Source organism: Pseudoalteromonas aurantia, from assembly GCF_005886875.1.
GTDB lineage: Bacteria > Pseudomonadota > Gammaproteobacteria > Enterobacterales > Alteromonadaceae > Pseudoalteromonas > Pseudoalteromonas aurantia_A.
In genome coordinates this window covers 57,463-82,493 of record NZ_PNBY01000018.1, presented here as the reverse complement: position 1 = coordinate 82,493, position 25,031 = coordinate 57,463, and the positions used below count along the sequence as shown (strand labels likewise).

General features: G+C 42.7%; 24 protein-coding genes. 9 read left to right on the top strand and 15 right to left on the bottom strand.

Annotated elements, in window-relative coordinates; all coding sequences use genetic code 11:
- Positions 1–10 precede the first annotated feature (10 nt).
- A complete protein-coding gene (gene fadA / locus CWC18_RS04120; RefSeq protein WP_138589481.1) occupies positions 11–1,177 on the top strand; it encodes an acetyl-CoA C-acyltransferase FadA in 1,167 nt (388 codons plus the stop codon).
- Positions 1,178–1,365: 188 nt separating this feature from the next.
- Positions 1,366–1,605: a sulfurtransferase TusA gene (tusA, locus tag CWC18_RS04115; protein WP_010366287.1), complete on the top strand. Its 240-nt coding sequence runs from the start codon at positions 1,366–1,368 to the stop codon at positions 1,603–1,605.
- Positions 1,606–1,608: 3 nt separating this feature from the next.
- Here the strand turns inward: tusA and CWC18_RS04110 are convergent, their stop codons facing one another.
- From CWC18_RS04110 to dnaA, 7 genes are all read right to left on the bottom strand, one after another.
- A complete protein-coding gene (locus tag CWC18_RS04110) occupies positions 1,609–2,052 on the bottom strand; it encodes a hypothetical protein (protein ID WP_171041034.1) in 444 nt (147 codons plus the stop codon).
- Between the two features lie 104 nt (positions 2,053–2,156).
- On the bottom strand, positions 2,157–4,226 hold the full coding sequence (gene glyS, locus CWC18_RS04105) for a glycine--tRNA ligase subunit beta (protein ID WP_138589459.1): 2,070 nt from the start codon (positions 4,224–4,226) through the stop codon (positions 2,157–2,159).
- Positions 4,227–4,229: 3 nt separating this feature from the next.
- Complete coding sequence (glyQ, locus tag CWC18_RS04100) at positions 4,230–5,129, bottom strand: glycine--tRNA ligase subunit alpha (protein WP_138589458.1); 900 nt, start codon at positions 5,127–5,129, stop codon at positions 4,230–4,232.
- Between the two features lie 187 nt (positions 5,130–5,316).
- Entirely contained in the window at positions 5,317–7,740 is a 2,424-nt protein-coding gene (gyrB, locus tag CWC18_RS04095; protein ID WP_138674770.1) for a DNA topoisomerase (ATP-hydrolyzing) subunit B, read from the bottom strand.
- 12 nt (positions 7,741–7,752) lie between these two features.
- Complete coding sequence (gene recF, locus CWC18_RS04090) at positions 7,753–8,841, bottom strand: DNA replication/repair protein RecF (protein WP_138589456.1); 1,089 nt, start codon at positions 8,839–8,841, stop codon at positions 7,753–7,755.
- A gap of 1 nt (position 8,842) precedes the next feature.
- Positions 8,843–9,946, bottom strand: coding sequence for a DNA polymerase III subunit beta (gene dnaN, locus CWC18_RS04085; RefSeq protein WP_138589455.1), 1,104 nt, complete (start codon positions 9,944–9,946; stop codon positions 8,843–8,845).
- A gap of 15 nt (positions 9,947–9,961) precedes the next feature.
- Entirely contained in the window at positions 9,962–11,356 is a 1,395-nt protein-coding gene (gene dnaA, locus CWC18_RS04080) for a chromosomal replication initiator protein DnaA (RefSeq protein WP_138589454.1), read from the bottom strand.
- A 578-nt stretch (positions 11,357–11,934) separates the two neighbouring features.
- Between dnaA and rpmH the strand changes: the two genes are divergently transcribed.
- The 7 genes from rpmH to CWC18_RS04045 all read left to right on the top strand — a co-directional run bounded on the left by rpmH (position 11,935) and on the right by CWC18_RS04045 (position 16,854).
- Positions 11,935–12,069: a 50S ribosomal protein L34 gene (gene rpmH, locus CWC18_RS04075; protein WP_004335215.1), complete on the top strand. Its 135-nt coding sequence runs from the start codon at positions 11,935–11,937 to the stop codon at positions 12,067–12,069.
- Between the two features lie 5 nt (positions 12,070–12,074).
- Entirely contained in the window at positions 12,075–12,524 is a 450-nt protein-coding gene (gene rnpA, locus CWC18_RS04070) for a ribonuclease P protein component (protein ID WP_138589453.1), read from the top strand.
- Positions 12,525–12,588: 64 nt separating this feature from the next.
- Positions 12,589–12,876, top strand: a complete 288-nt coding sequence (gene yidD, locus CWC18_RS04065; RefSeq protein ID WP_138589480.1) for a membrane protein insertion efficiency factor YidD — start codon at positions 12,589–12,591, stop codon at positions 12,874–12,876.
- 8 nt (positions 12,877–12,884) lie between these two features.
- Positions 12,885–14,525 (top strand): membrane protein insertase YidC, encoded by a 1,641-nt coding sequence (gene yidC / locus CWC18_RS04060; RefSeq protein WP_138589452.1) that lies wholly within the window; start codon positions 12,885–12,887, stop codon positions 14,523–14,525.
- 316 nt (positions 14,526–14,841) lie between these two features.
- Complete coding sequence (locus CWC18_RS04055) at positions 14,842–15,576, top strand: cytochrome c biogenesis protein CcdA (RefSeq protein ID WP_138589451.1); 735 nt, start codon at positions 14,842–14,844, stop codon at positions 15,574–15,576.
- An 11-nt stretch (positions 15,577–15,587) separates the two neighbouring features.
- On the top strand, positions 15,588–16,052 hold the full coding sequence (locus tag CWC18_RS04050) for a TlpA family protein disulfide reductase (protein WP_138674769.1): 465 nt from the start codon (positions 15,588–15,590) through the stop codon (positions 16,050–16,052).
- 10 nt (positions 16,053–16,062) lie between these two features.
- On the top strand, positions 16,063–16,854 hold the full coding sequence (locus tag CWC18_RS04045; protein ID WP_138674768.1) for a hypothetical protein: 792 nt from the start codon (positions 16,063–16,065) through the stop codon (positions 16,852–16,854).
- Positions 16,855–16,913: 59 nt separating this feature from the next.
- On the opposite strand, the gene CWC18_RS04040 is transcribed toward CWC18_RS04045, so the two are convergent.
- Genes CWC18_RS04040 through CWC18_RS04005 form a run of 8 tightly spaced genes read right to left on the bottom strand, consistent with a single transcriptional unit; the run spans position 16,914 to position 25,027 of the window.
- Entirely contained in the window at positions 16,914–18,095 is a 1,182-nt protein-coding gene (locus CWC18_RS04040; protein ID WP_138589448.1) for a cupin domain-containing protein, read from the bottom strand.
- A 24-nt stretch (positions 18,096–18,119) separates the two neighbouring features.
- The gene (locus tag CWC18_RS04035; RefSeq protein WP_138589447.1) at positions 18,120–18,857 is read right to left on the bottom strand and encodes an SDR family oxidoreductase; all 738 of its coding nucleotides are present in this window, start codon (positions 18,855–18,857) and stop codon (positions 18,120–18,122) included.
- A gap of 10 nt (positions 18,858–18,867) precedes the next feature.
- On the bottom strand, positions 18,868–19,812 hold the full coding sequence (locus CWC18_RS04030) for an MBL fold metallo-hydrolase (protein ID WP_138674767.1): 945 nt from the start codon (positions 19,810–19,812) through the stop codon (positions 18,868–18,870).
- Between the two features lie 8 nt (positions 19,813–19,820).
- On the bottom strand, positions 19,821–20,825 hold the full coding sequence (locus CWC18_RS04025; protein WP_138589445.1) for a 3-oxoacyl-ACP synthase III family protein: 1,005 nt from the start codon (positions 20,823–20,825) through the stop codon (positions 19,821–19,823).
- Positions 20,822–21,922 carry a 3-oxoacyl-ACP synthase III family protein gene (locus CWC18_RS04020; protein WP_138674766.1) on the bottom strand — a complete coding sequence of 367 codons (1,101 nt, stop codon included), beginning with the start codon at positions 21,920–21,922 and terminating at the stop codon, positions 20,822–20,824. Before CWC18_RS04020 ends, CWC18_RS04025 begins: the two co-directional genes overlap by 4 nt.
- Positions 21,919–22,716: a hypothetical protein gene (locus tag CWC18_RS04015; protein ID WP_138589443.1), complete on the bottom strand. Its 798-nt coding sequence runs from the start codon at positions 22,714–22,716 to the stop codon at positions 21,919–21,921. The genes CWC18_RS04020 and CWC18_RS04015 overlap by 4 nt, the downstream gene beginning before the upstream one ends.
- Positions 22,713–23,429 (bottom strand): glutathione S-transferase family protein, encoded by a 717-nt coding sequence (locus tag CWC18_RS04010; RefSeq protein ID WP_138589442.1) that lies wholly within the window; start codon positions 23,427–23,429, stop codon positions 22,713–22,715. The genes CWC18_RS04015 and CWC18_RS04010 overlap by 4 nt, the downstream gene beginning before the upstream one ends.
- Positions 23,426–25,027, bottom strand: coding sequence for a class I adenylate-forming enzyme family protein (locus CWC18_RS04005; protein ID WP_138674765.1), 1,602 nt, complete (start codon positions 25,025–25,027; stop codon positions 23,426–23,428). The genes CWC18_RS04010 and CWC18_RS04005 overlap by 4 nt, the downstream gene beginning before the upstream one ends.
- Positions 25,028–25,031 lie beyond the last annotated feature (4 nt).

The following is a 25,031-nucleotide window of genomic DNA, read 5'->3' as shown; positions in this document are numbered from 1 at the left end:
TATGTCTGCAATGCAACAAGCTGTAATCGTCGATTGTCTGCGTACCCCTATGGGTCGATCTAAAAATGGCGTATTTAAACATCGTCGTGCAGAAGATTTAAGTGCACATCTAATGAAAGGGCTACTTGAACGTAACCCTGCTGTAGACCCTGCATCTATTGATGATATTTATTGGGGCTGTGTACAGCAAACATTAGAACAAGGCTTTAATGTTGCCCGTAACGCAGCGTTACTGGCTGGTATTCCTCATTCAGTGCCGGCTGTTACCGTAAACCGTTTATGTGGTTCTTCAATGCAAGCTTTACATGATGCTGCAAGGGCAATTATGACCGGTGCTGGTGATACTTATCTGATTGGTGGCGTGGAACACATGGGTCACGTCCCTATGACGCACGGTGTTGATTTTCATGCGGGTTTATCTACTTCAATCGCTCAAGCTTCAGGTTCAATGGGGCTCACTGCAGAGTATTTAGCAACACTTCATGGTATCAGTCGTGAACAGCAAGATAACTTTGCTTATCGCTCACATCAGCGCGCGCATGCAGCGACGGTTGAAGGCCGCTTTAGTCGTGAAATATTACCGATGCAAGGTCACGATGACGATGGCGTACCTGTACTTGTCGAGCATGATGAAGTGATTCGCCCAGAAACAACGGTAGAAGGTTTGAGCCAATTGCGCCCTGTTTTCAATCCAGCATCAGGTACTGTGACAGCGGGTACTTCATCTGCCTTATCTGATGGTGCTTCCGCCATGTTGGTAATGAGCGAAGAAAAAGCCAAAGAACTCGGTTTACCTATTCGCGCACGAATAAAATCAATGGCGGTGGCAGGATGTGATCCATCCATCATGGGTTATGGTCCAGTCCCTGCCAGTAAAAAGGCGCTAAAGCAGGCCGGAATAAGCATTAATGATATTGACGTAGCTGAATTAAACGAAGCATTTGCTGCGCAATCATTACCGGTATTAAAAGATTTAGGTTTATTAGACGTCGCAGACGAAAAAGTTAACCTGAATGGCGGCGCCATTGCCTTAGGCCACCCACTTGGCTGCTCAGGCTCACGCATTAGTACTTCTCTTATTCATATTATGGAAGACAAAAACGCAAAGTATGGTTTAGCCACAATGTGTATTGGTTTAGGCCAAGGCATTGCAACCGTATTTGAGCGCGTCGAGTAGACAATACCGACAGACCCTTTCAACTTGGTGACAAAGGCAAAGTGAGTACATCGCTTTGCCTTTTTTCGTGCTGATATCATGGTAAATCCATTTATTTTCAGCTTTTTCTAAGGGGTGGTTTATTTGTCTAAAAACACTAGTTAGAATAGCGCACAAAATCATTCAGCAGCCGCTAAGCGAGTTAACCCATGCCATTTTCAAACCCAGACCACACATTAGATGCCATTGGCTTGCGTTGCCCTGAACCTGTGATGATGATCCGCGGCATGGTCAGAAAAATGAATACTGGTGAAACACTGTTAATTGTCGCTGATGACCCATCAACGACCCGTGATATTCCCAGCTTTTGTGCGTTTATGGATCATACCTTGATCGCACAAGAAACTGCCGAAGCACCCTATAAATACCTAGTAAAGAAAGGGGTTTAAAGCCTAACCCTTAGTCACCATGACCTTCGGTGATCGGCTATCAGAATAGTCGAGCGTAATTTTATACCAGCCTTTCTGTTTTGGCATAAAGCTAAAATAATTGTAAACCGTATCACAATCGGCTAATTCAGGTTGGTTTAATCGTAATACCCCTTGCACTTTATATCCGCAGTTAAATCCTCTAGCCCATGCTTCATCTGCGAGTTTAAATTCATACACCTTTCCCGGTGTCATAAACTTTGCTTTAACAGAGTACACCCCCGGCTGAGAAGTTTTTAGCTTATAGTGTGACTCGGCATCCCACAAGGTAAAGTCACCTCGTAAATACATTGGCCGATTTAATTCTTTGGCTACTGTGGTCGTCGTTTGCTGTGTGTCTGTAACATGTACCTGACTGGAGCAAGCCGATAATAGCAGCGCCAATACAACTGCACTGAGCTTTTTCATTATACAACTACCCTATATGTATTATTCGCCATCGGTAACCATATCAATCGTTACCTAATAATAAAAAAGCCAGCTCTGGGCTGGCTTTTAACGTGACTAAGTACTTACTTTTGTAATACCGAGATATCTGCGGTATTTAAGAATAAACGACTCAACTGACTTAACAATGCTAAGCGATTGCTTTTAACCGCTTCATCATCAGCCATAACCATGACATTATCAAAGAAGCTGTCGACGGCTTCACGTAGGCTTGCAAGGCGACTTAGCGCTTGCTGATAATCACCCGCCGCATACACAGGCGCTAGCTCGGCAGTTAACGCACTCACTTGCTGGGCCAAAACTTGCTCCGCAGGTTCAGCTAACAATGCCTCATTGACTTGCGCATCACTGGTAACATTATTTTTCGCCAGAATGTTATTCACACGCTTGTTAGCTGCTGCCAACGCGTCCGCCTCAGCGAGCGTTCTAAAGTGACTAACCGCTTTCACACGTCGATCAAAATCAATTGGAGCGGTTGGCTTGCGTACCAATACAGCTTGAATAACATCAACACTAATGCCTTCATCTTGATACCATGCACGGAAACGACCGAGCATAAATTCAAGTACATCGTCAGCAACTTGATCGTTACTTAGCTTGTCACCAAACAATGTTTTTGCTTTCGCTACAATGTCGTTAATGTCTAATGTTAACTCTTTTTCAACCATGATACGTAATGCACCAATAGCAGCACGACGCAGTGCAAATGGGTCTTTGTCACCTTTTGGCGCTTGGCCAATACCAAAAATACCCACAAGTGTATCGAACTTATCTGCCAGTGCCACCGCATAGCTAATTGGATTTGATGGTAAGTCATCCCCGGCAAAACGTGGCATATATTGCTCGTTCTGTGCTAATGCAACCTCTTCGGCTTCACCATCAATACGTGCGTAATGCATACCCATTACACCCTGTACATCCGTAAACTCCATGACCATTTCAGTCATTAAATCTGTTTTACTTAGTAAGCCTGCACGCTCTGCCAGTGCCTTATCCGCACCCACTTGCTCTGCGATGTACCCAGCCAAAGCTGCAATACGCTCAGACTTATCTTTTAACGTACCAAGCTGCTTTTGAAATAATACTGACTCTAAAGACGTTAACCTGCTTTCAAGTGTTTTCTTTTTGTCTGTTTCAAAGAAGAACTGCGCATCCGCTAAACGTGGGCGAACGACTTTCTCATTGCCTGCAATGACCACTTTTGGATCTTTACTTTCAATGTTAGACACAAACAAGAACTTGTTTATTAAGTTGCCGTCTTGATCTAACAACGGAAAGTATTTTTGATCGTCTTTCATGGTGTAGATCAGAGCTTCTGATGGTACATCCAAAAAGGCTTCTTCAAATGATGCCGTTAACGTCACCGGCCACTCAACCAACGAAGTGACTTCATCCAGTAAATCTTCATCCATCGCAACTTGTGCATTGACGGCATTCGCTGCCGCTGCAATTTGCTCACGAATTAAATTTTTACGCTTATCATAATCAGCAATAACGTAGGCACCTTTTAATACGTCAAAGGCGTCATCCGCATGCTTGATAGTAACGCGCGCAGGATGATGGAAACGGTGACCTTGCAGTTCATTGCTAATAGCTTTACCAAGCACTTCACCAGTCACTTGAGTACTACCAAGTAATGCGGCCACGGTATGTACTGGGCGAATAAATTGTGTTTTATTCGCTCCCCAGCGCATTGGCTTTGGAATCGGTAGTTTTGCTAATGCTTTCGCAATTGCATCTGCCAGTAGTTCAACAGATTGCTTTCCGGATACGGTCGCACGATGTAATAACCAGGCACCTTTATCCGTTTCTAATGTTTCTGCTTCACTGACGTCAATACCACACCCTCGCGCCCAACCCTGAGCTGCTTTCGTTGGATTACCTTCTGCGTCAAATGCAGCCTTAGTCGCAGGACCGCGTTTCTCAACGACTTTATCTTGTTGTTGTGTTTCTAATGCTGAAACTTGTACACCCAAGCGACGAGGTGATGCGTACCAATTTACTGATTGAAAGCTTAACTCTAATGACGTTAACTCTGCCGACATGTTGTCAGCAAATGCTTGTGCAAGCTTACGCAGTGCTTTAGGTGGTAACTCTTCAGTACCAATTTCTACTAATAAGTTTTCAGTCGACATTGCTTAATCCTTACAAAGCGGGAAACCAAGGGCTTCACGTGCATCATAATATGCTTGTGCACAGGCTTTAGACAAAGCACGTACTCGTAAAATATAACGTTGACGTTCAGTCACAGAAATTGCATGACGCGCATCCAATAAATTAAAAGCATGTGATGCCTTCATGACTTGCTCATATGCAGGTAATGGCAAACTTGCTTCAATCAGCTTCTGACTTTCTTTTTCACAATGGTCGAATTGTGCAAACAACGCATCCACATCGGCATATTCAAAGTTATACTTAGATTGCTCTACTTCGTTTTGATGGAATACGTCACCATAGGTCACTTTACCCATAGGACCATCTGTCCATACGAGGTCATAAATGCTATCTACGCCTTGTATATACATGGCTAAACGTTCTAGACCATAAGTGATTTCACCCGTTACAGGCGCACATTCTATGCCACCAACTTGCTGGAAATAAGTGAACTGCGTCACTTCCATACCATTAAGCCAAATTTCCCAACCCAGTCCCCATGCACCGAGTGTCGGAGATTCCCAGTTATCTTCAACAAAGCGTACTTCATGGGTTAGTGTATCAATACCCACGGCTTCTAATGACCCTAGATATAGTTCTTGAATATTTTCAGGTGATGGTTTTAACACAACTTGGAACTGGTAGTAGTGCTGTAGTCGATTCGGATTTTCACCATAACGGCCATCGGTTGGGCGACGACATGGCTGTACATACGCACTCGACATTGGCTCTGGGCCAATCGATTTTAAAAATGTAAGCGGATGAAACGTACCCGCACCTACTTCCATATCCAAAGGCTGAGCAATGATACAGCCTTGCTGTGCCCAGTAATCCTGTAAAGCCAGGATCAAACCTTGAAAGGTTTTAACGTCGTATTTTTGCATAGTTGGCTTAATTATATATTTAGTTCATGACTAAACCCGTATTGCACTGTTTTGGCTTACATCAGTGAAGGGTTTTAAATGTGTTAAAATTATGCTCAGTATACCGCGAGCGCAGCATGGTTTTAAGCGTTAGACACAAAAAAAGGAGGGAAAACCCTCCTTTTTTTGAATTATTTATGACTTAGATTTATACGTCTAAGTTAACTACACGCAGCGCGTTTGTCTCGATAAACTCACGACGCGGTTCAACTTGGTCACCCATAAGTGTTGCGAATAACTGGTCAGCAGCAATTGCATCTTCAATGGTCACTCGTAGCATACGGCGAGCACTTGGATCCATGGTTGTTTCCCACAATTGGTTAGGGTTCATCTCACCCAATCCTTTATAACGTTGTGTATACAAGCCACGTTTAGATTCATTAATCAACCAATCTAGACCCTCGACAAAACTACCAACTTCAAAGGTTTTTTCACCGCGTTGAATATAACCACCGTCACCCATTAAGTTTGCAATGCCCTCACCTGTCTTGGCAATGCGTACATAATCTTTAGAAGTAATAAAGCTATGATCGAGTGTATAGGCTTTGTCTACTCCATGCTGACGGATCTTGATAACTGGGTAATATAAGCTGCGCTCTTCATCAAATTTAACGTCGGCTTCAAATATAGTCGCATCTTCATCACGTGCAACTAAGTCTGCAATGAACGTTTCTGTCCACTGGGCTACTTTAGTTTTATCAGTTAACTCTGTTTCCGTGATCTCAGGCTGATAGATCAAGCGATTCGTTACAGACGCTGGGAACTTACGATTTAAGCGTTCAATGATTTTTACCGTACTCTGATAATCACTCACCATATCTGCTAACGCTTCGCCTTCAATTGCGGTTGCACCGGCAGTTGGGTAAAGCGCGGCACCGTTCAAGGCTAATGCAGTGAGGTAAACTGTGAGTGCGGCATCATCTTTAATGTACTGCTCTTGCTTACCTTTTTTCACTTTATATAAAGGTGGCTGTGCGATATACACATAACCACGTTCAATGATTTCTGGCATTTGACGATAGAAGAACGTCAGTAATAAAGTACGAATGTGAGACCCATCCACGTCCGCATCGGTCATGATGATGATACGGTGATAGCGTAGTTTTTCAGGGTTATATTCATCACGGCCAATACCACAGCCCAGTGCAGTGATCAGTGTTGCGACTTCTTGTGAAGACAACATTTTGTCAAAGCGCGCTTTTTCAACATTCAGGATCTTACCTTTGAGCGGTAAGATTGCTTGGTTTTTACGGTTACGGCCTTGCTTTGCCGATCCGCCTGCTGAGTCACCCTCCACTATATAGAGTTCAGATAGTGCGGGGTCTCGTTCTTGGCAATCCGCTAATTTACCTGGTAAGCCAGCTAAATCCATCACCCCTTTACGGCGTGTCATTTCACGGGCTTTACGTGCAGCTTCTCGAGCACGCGCGGCATCAATAATTTTACTTACAACAATTTTGGCATCACCTGGATTTTCAAGTAAGAATTCACTTAGCTTTTCACCCATAGCCTGCTCAACTGCCGTCTTCACTTCACTTGATACCAACTTATCTTTAGTTTGAGAAGAGAACTTTGGATCTGGTACTTTAACACTGACAACTGCAGTAAGACCCTCACGCGCATCATCGCCGGTCGCATTGCTATTGGTTTTGGCTTTCTTGTTAAAGCCTTCTTTTTCCATATACGTGTTTAACGTACGCGTTAACGCAGAACGGAAACCGGCCAAATGAGTACCGCCATCACGCTGTGGAATGTTGTTGGTGAAACAATAGATATTCTCTTGGAAACCATCATTCCACTGCATTGACACTTCAACACTTGTGCCATCCTCACGTTCACTTGTAAAGTGAAAAACACTTTGATGCACGGGTGTTTTTTTACGGTTTAAGTATTCAACGAACGCTTGAATACCACCGTCATATTTAAAGTGATCACGTTTATTATCTTCACGCTCATCACTTAAGATGATGCTAACCCCTGAGTTTAAGAATGAAAGCTCACGTAAGCGTTTAGCAAGAATATCAAAGTGAAAATTAATATCAGTGAAGGTTTCTGAACTTGGCCAAAAACGCAATTCAGTTCCCGTTGTTTCAGACTCACCAACTACAGCCAGTGGTGCATCTGGTACACCCATTGAATAGGTTTGCTGGTGCACTTTGCCTTCACGGCGTATTGTTAATTGTAGTTTTTCAGAAAGTGCGTTTACAACAGAAACACCTACACCGTGCAAGCCACCCGATACTTTATATGAATTATCATCAAACTTACCGCCGGCATGCAATACTGTCATGATAACTTCGGCTGCAGAGACGCCTTCTTCTTCATGAATAGAGGTTGGAATACCACGACCGTTATCGCGTACTGATACAGAGCCATCAAGGTGAATAGTTACAAAGATATCATCACAATGACCAGCTAACGCTTCATCAATTGAGTTATCAACAACTTCGAATACCATATGATGCAGACCGGTGCCATCATCTGTATCCCCTATATACATTCCAGGACGCTTTCGTACTGCGTCCAATCCTTTCAGTACTTTTATACTGGATGAATCGTAATTTTCAGACATGGTTTCTTCCAATTATTTTGTTATTAAACTGCCATGTTTCACGTGGAACATTCGTAGTTCACGTTTCATCGGTTCCACGACAGCAGAAATACTTTCAGCGGTAATTGCAGTAATGAACAGCTGAGACTGACACTGCGACAATAATACAGACACATGCTGCATTGTTTCTTCACCTAACTCTGAAGGTAAGTCGTCGATAAGCAGTATCGACTGCTTATCGGTTTCAGATTCAATTAAACTATTCTGCGCAATTTTCAATGCATACAGAAGGAGCTTCAATTGACCCCGAGATAAAATACTTTCAACACTATGGCCATGTATATAAAAGCTGAAGTCAGCTTTATGCGGCCCTTTACTTGTATAGCCAAGCTTTGTATCACGCTGAAACTGGTGTTTCAGCGCATCAGCTAAGCTTTCTTTCCACCCTTCATCATAGCGCAATTCAAGCCCTGAGAATACGGGTATTTTGTTAACTATTTTATCAAAAAAATGGGCGGTAAACCTACTTATATACTCTTCTCGGTGTTTATTTATTTTCTCAGCTAATCGAACAAACTCTTTATCCCAATATTGAATTTGTTCAGCATAGTTATTGGGCCGTAACTTTAACAGCGCATTACGCTGTTTGAGTACTTTATTGAAATCTTTCCACTCTTGAAAAAACTCATGTTCCACGTGGAACACACCTAAATCCATAAACTTTCTGCGCTCTTTGGGACCACCAAAAAACAAATCATAACTTTCTGGTGTGATCACTTGAACTGGGATCAACTGAGCAAGTTCAGAGACCTTTCGACTAGACTGCCCTTGGATCCGTAAAGAGGTTTCGCCTGACGTGTCTTTACCGATTCCAACTGGTATAGACAAGCTAAGATGCTGTTTTTTTGCATGAACAGCACACCGAGTCTGTTCATGACGGATCAACAATTTATGCTTATTAGTACGAAAGGACTTGCCGTGAGAAAGAAAATATATGGCTTCTAACAGACTTGTTTTACCGCTGCCGTTAGCGCCAATGATGACATTTATGTCGGGGCTGGGTTCTAAAGAAATCGCCTCGATGTTGCGAAAGTCACCGAGGCTTAAGTGGGTAAGACTCATTTTATAAACGCATTGGCATCACAACATACATCGCTTCATCATCACCAGCACCTTCAATTAACGCACTGCTATTAGAATCAGCTAAAGTAAACTGCACGTCTTCCGTTTTGAGTGTATTTAACACATCCAGTACATATGACACATTAAAGCCAATTTCTAAATCATCTCCTTCATAACCCACTTCAACCACTTCTTCGGCTTGCTCTTGCTCTGGGTTATTGGCACTGATCTTTAATAATCCACTAGATAAATTTAACCGTACACCACGAAATTTCTCATTAGATAAAATAGACACACGCTGAAAAGCACTGCGTAACCACTCTCGATTGGCCGTCACTAACTTATCACCACCTCGTGGTAATACACGTCTATAATCGGGAAAACGACCGTCAACCAGTTTACTGGTAAAAGTAAACTCGGTATCGATGATACGAACATGGTTTGCGCCAAACTGAATACTTAACAGCTCGTCATCTGCCGGTAATAACCGCATTATTTCCTGTACGCCCTTGCGCGGAATAATAAGCTGACGCTGCATATCAACAGATTCAGATATTTTCTTCTGCGCAATCGCTAACCGGTGTCCATCTGTGGCCACAGTTTTAATTTCACTGTTATCCACTTCAAACGACATGCCGTTTAAGTAATAGCGTACATCTTGATTCGCCATTGAGAAATGCGTACTTTCTAGCAGCTTGCGTAACTCCAAACGGGTTAGTTGAAATTCGACTTCACCCTCCCACTGCTCTAGATTAGGAAAGTCTTCCGCAGCCAATGTCGTTAACGAGAAGCGACTTTTACCGCTTGTGAGCAACAATTGATGTTCTTGGCTTGCCAGTTTAATTTCAGAACTATCTGGTAAACTCTTACAAATATCTAATAGCTTTTTCGCGGGCAGTGTAATTTTAGCATCACTCACTGCCCCTTCCAATTTTACAGCCGCCACCAACTCAATTTCCAAATCGGTTCCTGTCATCGCTAACGTACCGTCTTTAATTTCGAGTAATACATTAGATAAAATAGGCAGAGTATGTTTGCGTTCTATCGCACCGGAAACCTGTGTTAACGGTTTTAAAAACTGCTCTCTTGAAATGGTTATTTGCATAATAAAAACGAGCCCTTAAGACGACAATGTTCTGATCAAATTTTGATAATCTTCTTTTACTTCGTGTGATTCATCACGAAGTGCCTTCACTTTACGACATGCATGCAACACAGTTGTATGATCTCGACCACCAAACGCATCGCCAATTTCTGGCAAACTATGATTTGTTAATTCTTTTGATAACGCCATTGCTACTTGGCGCGGACGTGCCACTGACCGACTACGGCGCTTTGATAATAAGTCAGACACACGGATACGATAATATTCTGCAACAGTACGCTGAATATTATCAATCGTTACCAGTTTGTCTTGTAACGCCAATAAATCACGCAGCGCTTCTTTTACGAAGTCGATAGAAATTGGTCGACCGGTAAAGTTTGCATTGGCAATAACTCGGTTTAACGCCCCTTCTAATTCACGTACATTCGAGCGTAATTTTTTCGCAATAAAAAATGCTACTTCATGGGGCAAGTTTATATTACTTTGCTGGGCCTTCTTCATTAAAATCGCTACGCGTGTTTCCAATTCAGGCGGCTCAATTGCAATCGTTAAACCCCAACCAAAGCGAGATTTAAGACGGTCTTCTACCCCTTCGATTTCTTTAGGGTAACGATCTGATGTCAAAATAATCTGCTGATTACCTTCAAGCAATGCATTAAAGGTATGAAAGAATTCTTCTTGTGACCGCTCTTTATTAGCAAAAAATTGAATGTCATCGATCATTAACGCGTCAACACTACGGTAATACCGTTTAAATTCTTCTATCGCATTATTTTGTAATGCCTTTACCATGTCTTGCACAAAACGTTCTGAGTGCATATAGACAATTTTCGCGTCTGGCTTTTTTGCTAAAATGCCATTACCAACAGCATGCAACAAATGTGTTTTACCTAAGCCCGTCCCGCCATAAATAAACACAGGATTAAATGCTGAACCAGGATTATCAGACACCTGAGTCGCTGCGGCTTTCGCTAATTGGTTTGACTTACCTTCAACAAAATTATCAAAAGTATAATTCTCTTTGATATTAGGGCGATACGCTGACTTTGGTGCAGGCTCAACCTTTTCAATTACTGGTGCGGCAACATTCTGCGCGCTGGCTGCAGGTTGTGCACTGACGACCGGTGCTTGTTGGCTATCAGCACTTGGCTGTTGACCCAAAATAGGTTTGCTACCCACATCAAAATGCAATTTGGGTGCTTCATCACCACAAATCTCAATCAGTAATTCATTAATACGATTTAAATACTTTTCTCTCACCCAATCCAATACAAACCGGTTAGGCGCATAAATCGTTAAGGTATCATCGGTACTTTCTGCTTGTAGTGGTCTAACCCACATACTAAATTGCTGAGATGGCAGTTCATCTTGCAACACATATAAACAACTTTGCCAAACCGACAGATACACGCTGAACTCCAATACACAGTTAATATTCCCGGGCACCAATAAAGGTCTAAATTCACCCAGAAATTTTCGTTTATTATCATTAAATTAATAATGGAAGCCGAGTATTATGAATGGATCTTATCCACAACTTCAATATTGACTTTTCAAAAAAGGTGGATCCTGTTGATAAAAAATATTAAATAACTGTTTTAATTAAGCTTTTATTTTAGATCCAAGAGTTAGATCATAGCAAAAAACCGACAAGATCTCACTGCTAATTTACGATCATTTTTAGTTTTCCCAAGGTTTTTGCCATATTCCCCCCATGACCTGTGGAAAACTTCAATTAGATCAGATCGATCGAGATCTGCTGGTGTGATCGAAAGATCACCTTTATAATGCGGCAGCTCTATATAATAGCGACTACTAATAGCTATGTAGCCCGCTACTAGGTTATTAGCTAAAAAAGCACCAGCGTCTGAGATTGTTATTGACTTTCTCAGCTATGGGCATTACTATCTCGCGCTCGCAATGGCACCTGTGCCAGGATCGCGACCTGCATAGGATGTTTTAAACTTAACCGATCGGACGGAAATGTTATGAAAAGAACTTTTCAACCTAGCGTTCTTAAACGCAAACGTGCTCACGGCTTCCGTGCTCGCATGGCAACTGTAAATGGCCGTAAAGTACTAGCACGTCGCCGTGCTAAAGGCCGTAAAGTACTTTCTGCTTAATATAGGTGGAAAGCTTTAGCTTTGGCAGGGAGTTACGTCTGTTAACTCCCTCGCATTACTCTCGAATATTCCAAGAACCTGCTCGCGCAGCAACCCCTTATTTTACTCTTCTAGCTAAGCCAAATGATATTGGACGTCCTCGTCTCGGTCTCACTGTTGCTAAAAAGCGCTGTAAACTGGCTTGCCAACGTAATCGCATTAAACGACTTGCTCGCGAAAGTTTTCGTTTAAATCAACACAAGCTCGATAACATTGATATTGTATTAATGGTTAAAAGCGGTGTTGATGAACAAAGTAATGCAGAGTTAACGCAACAGCTTAATAAGATGTGGCGAAAACTCAATGAACGTTGTAAACCTGGCGCGCCCAAGCCTAAACCGTTTAAAAAGCGCCCAGTAAAGAATGTAAAAAAAGCAAACACGCAGCAAAAGCGCGATAATACACCCCGTTCATAGCTTTAACCCTTGATTTAGGGTATCTTTAGCTCACCTTTTGAACATTAATAGTGTGGCAATGATAATTAAAGTGCTCAAGCCTTGGTTCACCGTATTACTCAGTGCTCCAAAGCACACCTTTATATTTTTGATTAAAGGTTACCAACACTTTATTAGTCCTCTGCTAGGTCCACATTGTCGTTTTAATCCAACTTGCTCAAGTTATGCCATACAAGCAATTAATTGCCATGGTTTGCTAAAAGGGAGTTGGTTAGCGGTCAAACGCATATTAAAATGTCACCCTTTAAGTGCAGGCGGGGATGACCCCGTACCTGAGAAATCAACCCAAGTTAAACATCAACACGAGAAATAAGAGCTGTTATGGAATCACAACGCACGTTTTTATTTATCGGTTTATTGCTTGTGTCGTATTTATTGTTCCAAGAGTGGAATAATGACTATAACCAACCAAAAATCGATACCAGTGCCACAACACAAGTAACTACCCAAAATACACCATCGGCTACGTCACAAAATGATGTGCCCGTATCAAGTCAAGGCGATGTGCCAATGGCTGCAACTAAAGCGATCCGTTCGGTGATCACAGTAACGACTGACGTTTTAGCTGTACAAATTGATACCAAAGGTGGTGATATTGTTGAAGCCAAACTTCTAAAGCATGCTGAAACGCATGGCAGTGAAGACCCATATTTACTTCTGGGTGAGTTTGAAGGTAAGCAATATATCTCGCAAAGTGGCTTAATTGGCTTAAACGGCCCAGATGCCTCACAAGATGGCCGCCCTGTATATACAAGCTCAAATACGCAATACCAATTAAATGGTGATGAATTGCGTGTGCCTTTAACGTTTGTTGATGCGAAAGGCGTTGAGTTTACCAAAACATATGTCTTCAAAGCTGGCAAATACGATGTAAACCTTGAATATAGCGTTAACAACGCAACCGCTGATCCAGTGCAAGTACAGCTATACACTCAGGTTAAGCGTACCATTCAGGCCAAAGGCAGCATGGTTGATCAAACCTACCTGGGTACTGCATACGGTACCGCAGAAGAGCCTTATGAAAAATATAGCTTTGATGACATGGTGGAAGCAAACCTAAATAAAAATACACTTGGTGGCTATGTCGCCTTTATTCAGCACTACTTTGTAAGTGCATGGGTACCAGCGCAAGATTCAAATAACACCATTTATACGGCAGTTCGTAATGGCCAAGGTATTATGGGGTTAAAAGGCGAACCCGTAAACATACAAGCAAATAGTACAGCAAATCTCTCGGCAACCTACTATATGGGTCCAAAAGACGGTGATGCACTTGAAGCTATTCACCATAACCTAGACTTAACAGTTGACTATGGCTGGTTATTCTTTATCTCTCAACCGCTGTTCATCTTGCTTAAGTTCTTATACGGCCTGATAGGGAACTGGGGTCTTGCTATAATCGCGATTACTATTTTGGTGAAATCAGCACTTTACCCATTAACCAAAGCACAATACACGTCAATGGCTAAAATGCGCATGCTACAGCCAAAAATGCAGGCATTAAAAGAGCGTTACGGCGATGACCGCCAGAAGTTTGGTCAAGCAACAATGGAGTTATACCGTAAAGAGAAAGTGAACCCAATGGGTGGCTGTTTACCTCTATTACTACAGATGCCAATTTTCTTAGCATTGTTCTATGTATTCTTAGAGTCAACTGAACTACGTCACGCTGAATTCATGTTCTGGCTTACTGACTTATCAGCAGCAGACCCTTACTACGTTCTACCAATCTTATTTGGTGCGAGTATGTTTCTAACGCAAAAGCTGCAACCGATGACAGTCACAGATCCAATGCAGCAAAAGATGATGACGTATATGCCTGTGGTATTTACCATATTCTTCTTAATCTTCCCTTTCCCATCAGGTCTCGTTTTATACTGGTTAGTATCAAACCTGATCACCATCGCACAGATGCTGATCATCTACCGCGGAATGGAAAAGAAAGGTCTGAAAGTAAGATAATTACTCAGTGATCAAACAAACGCCCGCTTCATCGCGGGCGTTTTTGTTTACGCTTCTTCAAGTTATCTTCACCTCCCACCGTAATCGGTTCTGATAAGCGCTTTAACCGCCATAGAGTGGATAAATATTAAACCTAATAGCCCGTGTCAAATCACCTTTTCACACCACTCGAGTTCCCCCCTCACACCGCATCATTATCTATTTGCATTTCTCTATTTTATATCGCGAGAAAAACACAAAAAAAAACCAATTAACAATATGATTTATAATGTTTTTATTTTTTTATATATATTTCAGCCATTCTTGATGGTGTTCTGTGTCAATTCAATTAATTTTGCTAACACTGTCATTCATCGAGAACATCATGACCGAATCCGTGTTCATTGAGTTATTACAACAAAGCCCCCCAAGCTTCTATTGGATATTGCTGGCGTTCTTTATGGGACTATTAACCAGTCTCTCTACCTGTCTCTATCCATTGCTACCCATTACCATCGCGACCTTAAGTCAGAATAGTACTTCAAGCGTTACTCTACGGGCATTACTATACTGTCTAGGCTTATCGTCTGTTTATGCAATACTCGGAGCCACAGCGGCACTGAGCGGCCAATTCTTTGGCTCCATCGCCAGCCACCCATTCACGCAAATCATATTCGCCAATTTGCTATTGCTGTTTGCTTTTGTACTAAAGGGCTGGATCCCACTGCCTACTTTTTTGTATGCATTTTCGCAAAAGCAACACTCACATTCCGCGTTACTGATGGGGGTTGCCAGTGGCTTTGTTGCAGCCCCATGTAGCTCGCCAATATTGGCCGCGATTTTACTGTTCGTCGCTGAGCAACAAAATATAACGTGGGGTATTGCAATACTCTTCTCATTTGCAGTTGGTATGTGCTTACTTCTATTTCTTGCCGGTATTTTTAGTGGGTTCATTGCAAAAATACCAAAATCTGGCCGCTGGCTAAATACCATTCAATGGTTCATGTTTGTGCTGCTGCTCATAATGAGTCAGTACTACTTATTACGGGCTGGACAACTTATTTATATCTAAAAGGAAATATCATGACATATACAACGCTTTCCGCTGCTATTTTAGTACTCAGCAGTCTCAACACTGTGGCATATGCAACCCCATCCAACACAACGACATTTTCGGCCACGTCGATAACCGGGCAACAATTACCTGAAGGAGATGCGCCTATTTATTTAAAGTTTTGGGCAACATGGTGCAGCTACTGCTTAGAAGAAATGCCACATTTACAAGAAACCTATCAAGAGACACACAACAAACTACAAGTGATTGCCGTTAATGTGGGATTTAATCAGAATATCGGCCTGATCAGACGCTACATGAATAAACATCGTTATACGATCCCGACTATCTTCGATGCACAAGGTCACCTCGTTCAACAATTTAAAGTCACGGGCACACCGACACATATATTGCTGGATAGCGATGGGAACGAAGTATATCGCAGCACCCTACTGACCGATGAACTCAAACAAAGACTTGAAGCACTTAAATAAGGATCCTACGATGACTTGCTTTCACTATTTACCTCTGTGTTTTTTCTTATTTGTAACCCATTTACCCGCATATGCACTGACGCTGCCCGAACGAGGTCCCGTTGAAGTGGTATTCATTAATTTGTGGGATGAATACTATGCACCCACCACTTTACCCGCCGTAAAAGCAGACGTTACACGAATTTACGTGCAACCCGACATCAACATTGATGCGCACGTCGTGTCACAATTTGTCAAAAGCAACCCCCAATTTAAAGGCCTGGAAATTGATAAAAACCAACGTCTCGCCCTGTCTCTAGGGGTATGGAAAACCCCCTCACAGGTGTTTATATTTGATGGCAAAGCCAAAAAAATTAGCTATCTTGGTACCGACAAATCAGACACCACCATTAGCCATGACGGTATTATTGATGCTTTACCTGTAAGCAAACCGGTTACGCTCACCGACAGTGATGGAAACAGTCACGTGTTTGGTCAAAATAGTCCCGCCCAAGTGCTGTTTTTTAGCGACGCTTTGTGCCCTTTTCAACACCTGCCATTGTGTGAGAAAAAAATAGCCGCAAACAATCAATTAGCCAATATCACCACATTGCCGGTGACAACGATTATCAAGCCATTCTATATTTCTATGGATGACGTGCGAGCCTATAAAAGGCGATTCTCACTCACTCACCCTGTGGTACTTGATCAAAAAAACCAACTATTTCAGAAATATCAGGTAACGAGTTTACCTTATTGGATAGTATTAAATGACCAAGATGAAGTAGCCTTTCGAGGCGCAAAGCCACCTAAACGTTTGTAAATTAAAAAGCCTCGCAATGCGAGGCTTTTATTGATGTATAATTTTGGTAACGCCCAGGGTTACACTGCGACGTTACTGGGCTGCTGTCGGTAGCTTCGCTCGGTATTACTGGCAAAACACCGTGTTAGCCCATAGTCGGTTAATGCCAATATCTTCAGCACTGAGTCACCTGTATTCGCAGTATAATGATCATACCATCGTGGTACATAGGCTAAATCTCCGGGTCTTACGGTAATTTCCTTATCACCAACATGCACAACACCTTCCCCTGATAGCACATAAAAGATCGACTCATGGGCATGTCGGTGTTTTTCATTGCACTTACCAACGGGGATCTCCAATAAACGTGGATCAATCACCTCACTGGCCACATTAAAGCGTGTCACTTCAAAGCTGACCCGTTGATCATTACTATTTTTATACAGTGGCACACCTGACTGGCTATCTACATGTGTATACAACCCACTTAATTGCGTGAGATCCGCATAAGGCTGTGCTTTCGTCACTTGACCAACAAGCGTATTAAGCGGTTGACTTTGTAGCTCTGCATATAGCTTTTTAAAATACCTATCTCGCAGTGTAAGCGAGTGATCTATCGCTTCTTCAATGGCCAACCAGTGCGATTCTGTATCACCGCCACACGCATCTAAGGCAATGGCCTCAATCACTTCTGAATGCTCATCGTCACATTCCATATGTAAGCTCAGGTAAAGCAACTCGTCTTCAGGTACTCCTTTAGCCACTAACCCATTAAATAAGTAGCTATAGATCCGCGGAACAACCCCTTCCGTTCCCCATCCAAGAAATGCTGCGGCCCTAACTAAATCGCAATTTTTTAAATAATCTAAGCAATCGTTGAAGTATTGAACGGTATAATCTCTAAACTGAGTTTGATCAGGGTTTTCTAAACCGAAAGTCTCTGTGATCATACGTCGTAGCAAGTTAGAATGACAATTCTCTTGTTCTTCCTCTCCTGCTTCTTCCCATAAGTTATGAGACAGCTCTACACGGTAGTAGTCATTATCACATTGCATCATTAACGCACTCAGTAAGCGCGTAAAACCACGCGAGTAATAAAAATGCTGACTGATCACAAACCCATAATCATCAATTTCTAGCTCATTATTAGCGCAGCCCTGTAGTAAAGGGTTTTGCCAAATCGGGTGTTTTTCAACAAACGAGGCAAATCGTTCACCAATGCGTTGCTGACTGTGCTGAGTACTTTGCTTATTCATGCTCATAATATTTTCCTTAATTACCCACTATTACCAAGCCAATATTTGGCCATCTAACACAAACTTTCCGTGAAACTGAGTTGACGGCGCTTGAACCACTTCCACAATACTTTTTGCCCCCTGTATAGGTGAACGAGGTGCAGCATCGGTTCCCATATCGGTTTGACACCACCCTGGAGACACAACACTCACCACTATATTGCTTGCCTCGCATTCTTTAGATAAAGCAATGCTATACATATTCAACGCAGCTTTAGACATTCGATATGCCACACCAGACACCGAGTAATATTCGTTCTCTTTATCACTGGCGAAACTCAAAGATCCCAAGTCACTGCTCACATTTATTATTTTACCTCGCAGCGATTTGTGCAGTAATGGCATCAGATGTTGAGTCACATTAATAGTGCCCCACACATTGGTTTGAAACGTTGTGTGCAGCTCCTCAAGCTGTACTTTTGACGCTGAGACTTCCCAGTCAAAAAAGACCCCAGCATTATTAATGAGTACATCACACCGTTGATATCGAGTAGCCATGGCCGACGTAAAAGCGGTAATACTGGCAGTCTCGCTAATATCCAAAGGTAAAAAGTCTACTTCTAATCCTTTTTCAGCAAGTGCCTTCACCGCAGCTTGACCCGCCTGTTCGTTTCTCGCCGTCAACACCACGCGATAACCCAGTTGGGCTAACTGCTGTGCAACCGCAAACCCCAGACCTTTATTACCCCCAGTGATCACAGCTATTAATTGTGTTTCTTGGTATTTCATATTCACTCCTTTATGACAGAACCTGCTCACTCTCTGGCACAACGCCCGTTAACTTGAGCATAAATAGCGTGCCATTGTAGTGAAGCTTTTTAGATACAAATGTAGCCGTAGACGCTCGGCTTGACTCAGAAATTTGCTGCGCAGTGTATGCGATGTCTTGTGAGCAATGCTTAAATACTTGTGTCGCATTACGTATAAATTGATAGACCCCTTGCTCAGCAAGCGCAGGGGCTTGCTGCGCTAAGTCACCATACAAAATACCATGATGACCTAATACAAGTTGTGCAATGTCTAACTGCTGTAACCGTTTTAATGATGCGATATACATCTGATAATCTTGAAAAATAAGAGGTTCCCATTGATTAGGTGATACCATTTCCCCCAAGGCATCGGACACATATAAACGCTTAAACTTGGGCTCATAAAAGCTCAATAAGCATTTCGCATGACCAGGTGTTGCAATCGCGACCATACAGTGTGACTCATCAAAATCAATCTGCTGTCCATCTTCTAAGACTTCTACCGGAATATCAGCAAACGCGATTTTTGTTGCTTGCAATGTGTGATCTGCATACTCTGCTTGCGGCATGATCTTGTATAAACTGTTGGTAAGCTTACGGGTTACTTCATTGGCTTTTTCATGACTTAATGCCCGCTTGGTTAGCTTTGAAGTAAACACCCGCACACAGGGTAATAAGGGATACAGTAAGGCCAATGTACCAATGTGATCATAGTGCGAGTGAGTTATAAACCAGTACTTTATCTGTGCCAGATCACCAACAATGTGTTTTAATTGCTGCAAAATACGTGGAGCCAATGGCTCAACAGATCCTTCTAATAAAGCCCAACCACCAGACACTTTAATAAGATACATAGGTACATCAATGATGCCTAATAAGAACAAGTTATTATCATGTTCACCCATATGCTGCTGCCATAAATTACTTTTGCTCATCACGACACCTAAAACTTTACCAATGCGCCAGCCCAAGTAGCGCCAGCACCATAAGACAAGATCAGTACCCAATCCCCTTTTTGAATAACACCAGACTGGCAGCTTTGTGCCAGCGTAACCGCTGTAGATGCCGACGCCATGTTTCCATAATCAGTGACATTGATTGGCATTTTCTGTGGATCTATGTCTAATTTATGTTGAATTTCTTCCAACATTCTTAGGTTCGGCTGGTGGACTATAAACTTATCTATATCAGCAACTTTCAACTGATTCCGCATCAATATGGTGTGGGCAATTTCACAAAACTTTGTGACCCCATGTTCAAAGACATTGGGCCCATTCATACGCATAAAACTATGGCCGTCATCCCCGTCATCAGCTTGGTGAAATTGCCGCTGCGCGCTACCAGGAACCCGTGTTACTAAACTTTGCCACTGTCGCCCGTCAGCACTTATCACCATATCCACCAGCTCACCACATTGCCTTTCACTATCTGCGGTATCACTAACAACAACAGCGCCACTGCCATCACCGAGCATAACCGCTAGGTTGCGCCCCGCATCGCTGGTATCTATGCGTTTAGATAAGAGCTCTCCCGCAACAACTAACACGCAGCGCCTCTCTTTTGCCACAATAAAATTTTTGGCGATATTAATGCCATACAATAGACCACTGCATTGTGCACGAATATCAAAGGCCGCGACTTCTGACAAGCCGAGCTTATCGGCCAATACACAGGCCTGAGATGGGTCGTGGATATCAGGACTCAACGTATTTACAATTAACATATCGATGTCTTCAAGCTGTACATTTGCCTGAGAAATCGCCATTTTTGCCGCAGCTAACATCAAATCACTGCACGATTGAGTGGGCTGGGCATGAAAACGGGTTTTCACACCAATACGAGTACGAATAAAGTCATCAGATGTATTGATCCGCTTTGCAATATCATGATTATCCACTTTATTTTCTGGCAAATAATAGCCAGTTCCAACAATATAACTTTGGCTCATAACACGTCCTTTTTAGTGTGATTACACATTTCTAATACCGTTTGATGGATCTCTGGCGCGCACTTGGGCAGTTCACCCAACTGCCACACTTGGGCACCAAAACCCCAACCAACAGATGGGCTAGCGATGATAATTTTGCCGTTTTCAGGGATTAGCTGCTGCTGTAGTGCCAAATTGAATGCAATTGGCATAGCAGCCGAGACCGCACACCCATACTGCTGCATAATTTTCAGCGTCTTTTCATGAGATACATCCAATAATGCACACCACGCATCAATGAGCTTACGTGCAGGCTGGTGGAATACATAAAAATCAATATCGGCATTGCTCAACTGTGCTTTTGCCAAAGCACGCTTCACCAATTTAGGAAGGTATTTTGGAACAAATTTACCCATTTCACTGGCACCAGTCTCAGCCATTTGAAAACTCATATGAGATGGCGTATTGACATGCTTATCCCAGCTGACCGTCGAGAGCTCGTAATTGTTTGAAAAGCTTTGATAAGCTTGTGATTGAATACCCAGCGTCGGATCATCATCATGACTAAGAACAATAGCGGCGTAACCGTCACCAAAGTTCATACCATTCACATTCGTTCTATCCATCACTTCATAACTAGACTCTTGAACAATCAGCAGAACCTGTTTAGCTTGACCCGTTTTAATCGCGTTATGGCCTATTTGCATTGCATCCATCATGCTTGAGCACTCATTTTGAATGTCAAATGCCATTGCGTTCTCAAGGCCTAATAAGCGCTTAGTGGCATAACTGTTCCGCGGATAAAAGACATTTGCTGGTAAACCACACTGTGTATTTTCAGCCAGTTGCATTGCATTAGTTGAACTGGTTATCAGCAAGTCAATGTCATGACTCGGTACCTCAGCCAGATTCATCGCTTCGCGCGCGGCATCACACGCCAATGTCATAGGACTATGTCTTAAATGATCAGTATAAAAACGTTGCTCAATGCCCCACTTTTCTTGCCAAGCTAATTTGCTCTGTTTATCGATGTCAGGAAACCAATTTTCATCAAAGTTACTAACCGATATCGTAGGCACTCGTGTCGCAATGGCACGAATAGTTACACCGCATGTCATAACCTATCTCCTTGTATACATGTTTCGCGTGCCACCAAACGGTGACGGAACGGCTCATAACTCACCCAAATGACATCTTCCGCACCGCGTCTAGCGGCATTCCAATCCCACCAACGAATATGTGGATACTGCACCGTCAATTCAGCGCTGACTTGTGGCTGCAGATCAGGGGGTAAATCAAGCAACATCGGCTTATCAATATTCGTAAAACCATCGATTAATGGCTCGAACCCCGCTATTAACTTACTGAATAACAGCGGGTTGTAAGCTGATAATGTGATTTTTTCTCCTTCATAAACCAATGTCATCGGTGAGCAATCTACCAATTCATGTATACCAAGTGAGGCTTGACTCACCTCTGCGGATTTAGCCACCATGAGTGCACGCGCACCATGAAAGCGGCTATTTGCTTGCTCGACTGGAAAGGAGTTCGCTTCTACCACCAACACGTACTGCATATCGGTGCCCGCCAAATACCCATTTGCCACTTCCAATGCCTGTGACCAAGCGGTATCTTGCAAGTCCAACACAAAGGCATTACTGGCCATCATGTAGTGTTGCACTGGATAGCCTAATCGCGGAGTGTGGATCTGTGTTTTCTCAACCAAATGATCGGTACTTGTTGATAGCGTTAAGATCAAATCAATCTTATTCGGATCAATACGGCACTCTGCAAGTAATCCAGGCAACACATCTGACAAATAGTCAATGCACGTTAAACGGCTCCCCTCTGGTGGGAGTAATTGTGCCGATAACGCCATAACCTGCGCATTATTTTGAACATACTGGATCATGCGAATTCCTCTTCTGCTAATGCAATATTATTGAGCTGTGCACAATACGCATTGCGATGTGCCATCATGTTGTGCAGGCGTGTTACATAATCTTGAGGGAGTAGCGCTTGATAACGCAGCGACGCACGCGCGCGGCTGCGATAAATATCAGGCAAACTTCTGATCTGCGGAACGTGTTGACTAAGCATCCCTTGTAAAATTGTATCTACGCTACGGATCAAATGTGCAAGCACCATGGCCCATACATCCACCAATGAATTTGGGGATGAACATGGTGCACGTAGTAACGTAAGTACCGCAGAGAACACGCTTGAAAAGCGCGTTAAAGCAGCGTTAAACGACGATTTATCATCCGCTGATATGAGTTGGCTGATAGCATCGTGCACACTATCGATAGCCGCCATATCATTCATCATTTTCGCTTTTTCCCATGCATTAGCGGGTAATAATTGATGCTCAGCATACACCTGAGCTAGCCACAGCGAGATCACCGTTGAATCACACAATGCTTCATTATCGATGATGAGCGTTGGTACACGTCCTATAGGTGAATATCGTAATAATTGCGCAGGTTTGTTCGCGTAAACGTCTAACTCAATATAATGATGATCTAACTCTATTAGCGATAAAACATAGCGAACACGCAATACATATGGGCAAATTTTATAGCCAAAAAGCGTTAAATTAGGAGGTAATAAATGTGATTTGTTCATGCGACCTCCCGCAATTGACGAAGGCGGCGCTTCAGCTTTTTCCCGGTTACACCGGTATGCGCATTCGATGCTTGAAATTCTAAACTTGTGATCGCTGGAATATGATGTGAGCGCAGCAAATGATTAATTTGATTTAACAACTCAAAATCGAGGATCAATTCCGCGTCAGCAATTAATTCCACACAAATATGCGCCACGCTATATGCATCATTGTCGATACTAGGCCCTGAGTAAATGCTGCATTCAAACACATCTGTAAAGTGCCTTAATATCAGCTCCTCGGTTTGACAGCTATAAATCGTCCCATCACAGGTATTAATAGGATCTGATGTCCTATCAACATGGTAAAATAGCCCAGAGCTATCGAAATAGGCTAAGTCACCTGTTAACCAGTAACCTGCCAATTGCGCTTCTTCTGTGAGCTGCTTATTATTCCAATAACCAGCAGTGACCGTAGCAGACTTAACCCCTAGTTTACCGATTTTGCCTGCAGGTAGGATTTGCCCACTCTCGCTTAATATAGCCGCTTCAACCCAAGAAAAAGGTTTGCCAATACACCGATTGAATCGATTTGTCTGTAAGCTATGAATATTACGAAACATCGCAAAACCAAATTCAGACGACCCTAAATTATCGATAAAAACAGAACCGGGTTGTGGCTGGTTATTAAGGTAATGTTGGCCCAATGAGATCAGTTTGCGAATATGCGATTCATGGTTTGCATCACCTGTCGCAATCCAATAGTTCACCGATGTAAAATCTTCTGCCACTAGCGGCTGCTTACATAAATCGACATAAGTCTTTGGAAAAGCAATGATCAGATCATGCTGATACTTTTTAATGCTATGTATTAGGGGATCAGGGCGCTTATCACTGAGTAAATAAATCTCTGCGCCCCGTAACAAGCTCGACATCAATACTGATATAGCAGAACTATGTGAATGAGGAAGGGCGCTGAGCACCTTGCTTCCTTGTTGCTTATGCAACTGAGATTTCACACCAAAAAAGAAACTATGCTGGGTAAATATAACCGCTTTTGGTATGCCCGTTGTGCCAGATGTGTGGGCAAGCAATACTACGTCATCAGCAGTGAACGACTTTGCTGGTGGAACTGATTGTGAGCATAGCACCATCAACTTATTTATATTTACCAACGGACTATCGACTTCAGCATTGGCTTTAAGTGCTGCTTCTTTGTCGTCATCATGAATTAACACGCCGACGTTGTTACTTTTACAAAATGCCAACACCGTATCAGCAGGCAGTTTATCGTTAATACACACCGGGATCGCACCTAAACGATTGAGCGCTAAATAATGCAAAAAATAACTTAAACCATCATCCAAATATAACCCAACCAAATCCCCCTCTGACACGCCCAAAGCACAATATTTACTGGCTACTTGATACACTATTTGTTGAATATCATTAAAGCTAAAATGTGTTTGCTGTCCAGCATAAAGCGGGATGGTTTTATCAATACTGAGCACTGTTTTATGCAAATCCACAGGCAATGCCATTATTGCTTCATAAAAATTACCTGCACCGATAGAGTCATCGGCCTGAATTTGCGCGATCAAACTTTTCGAAAACATCATATAC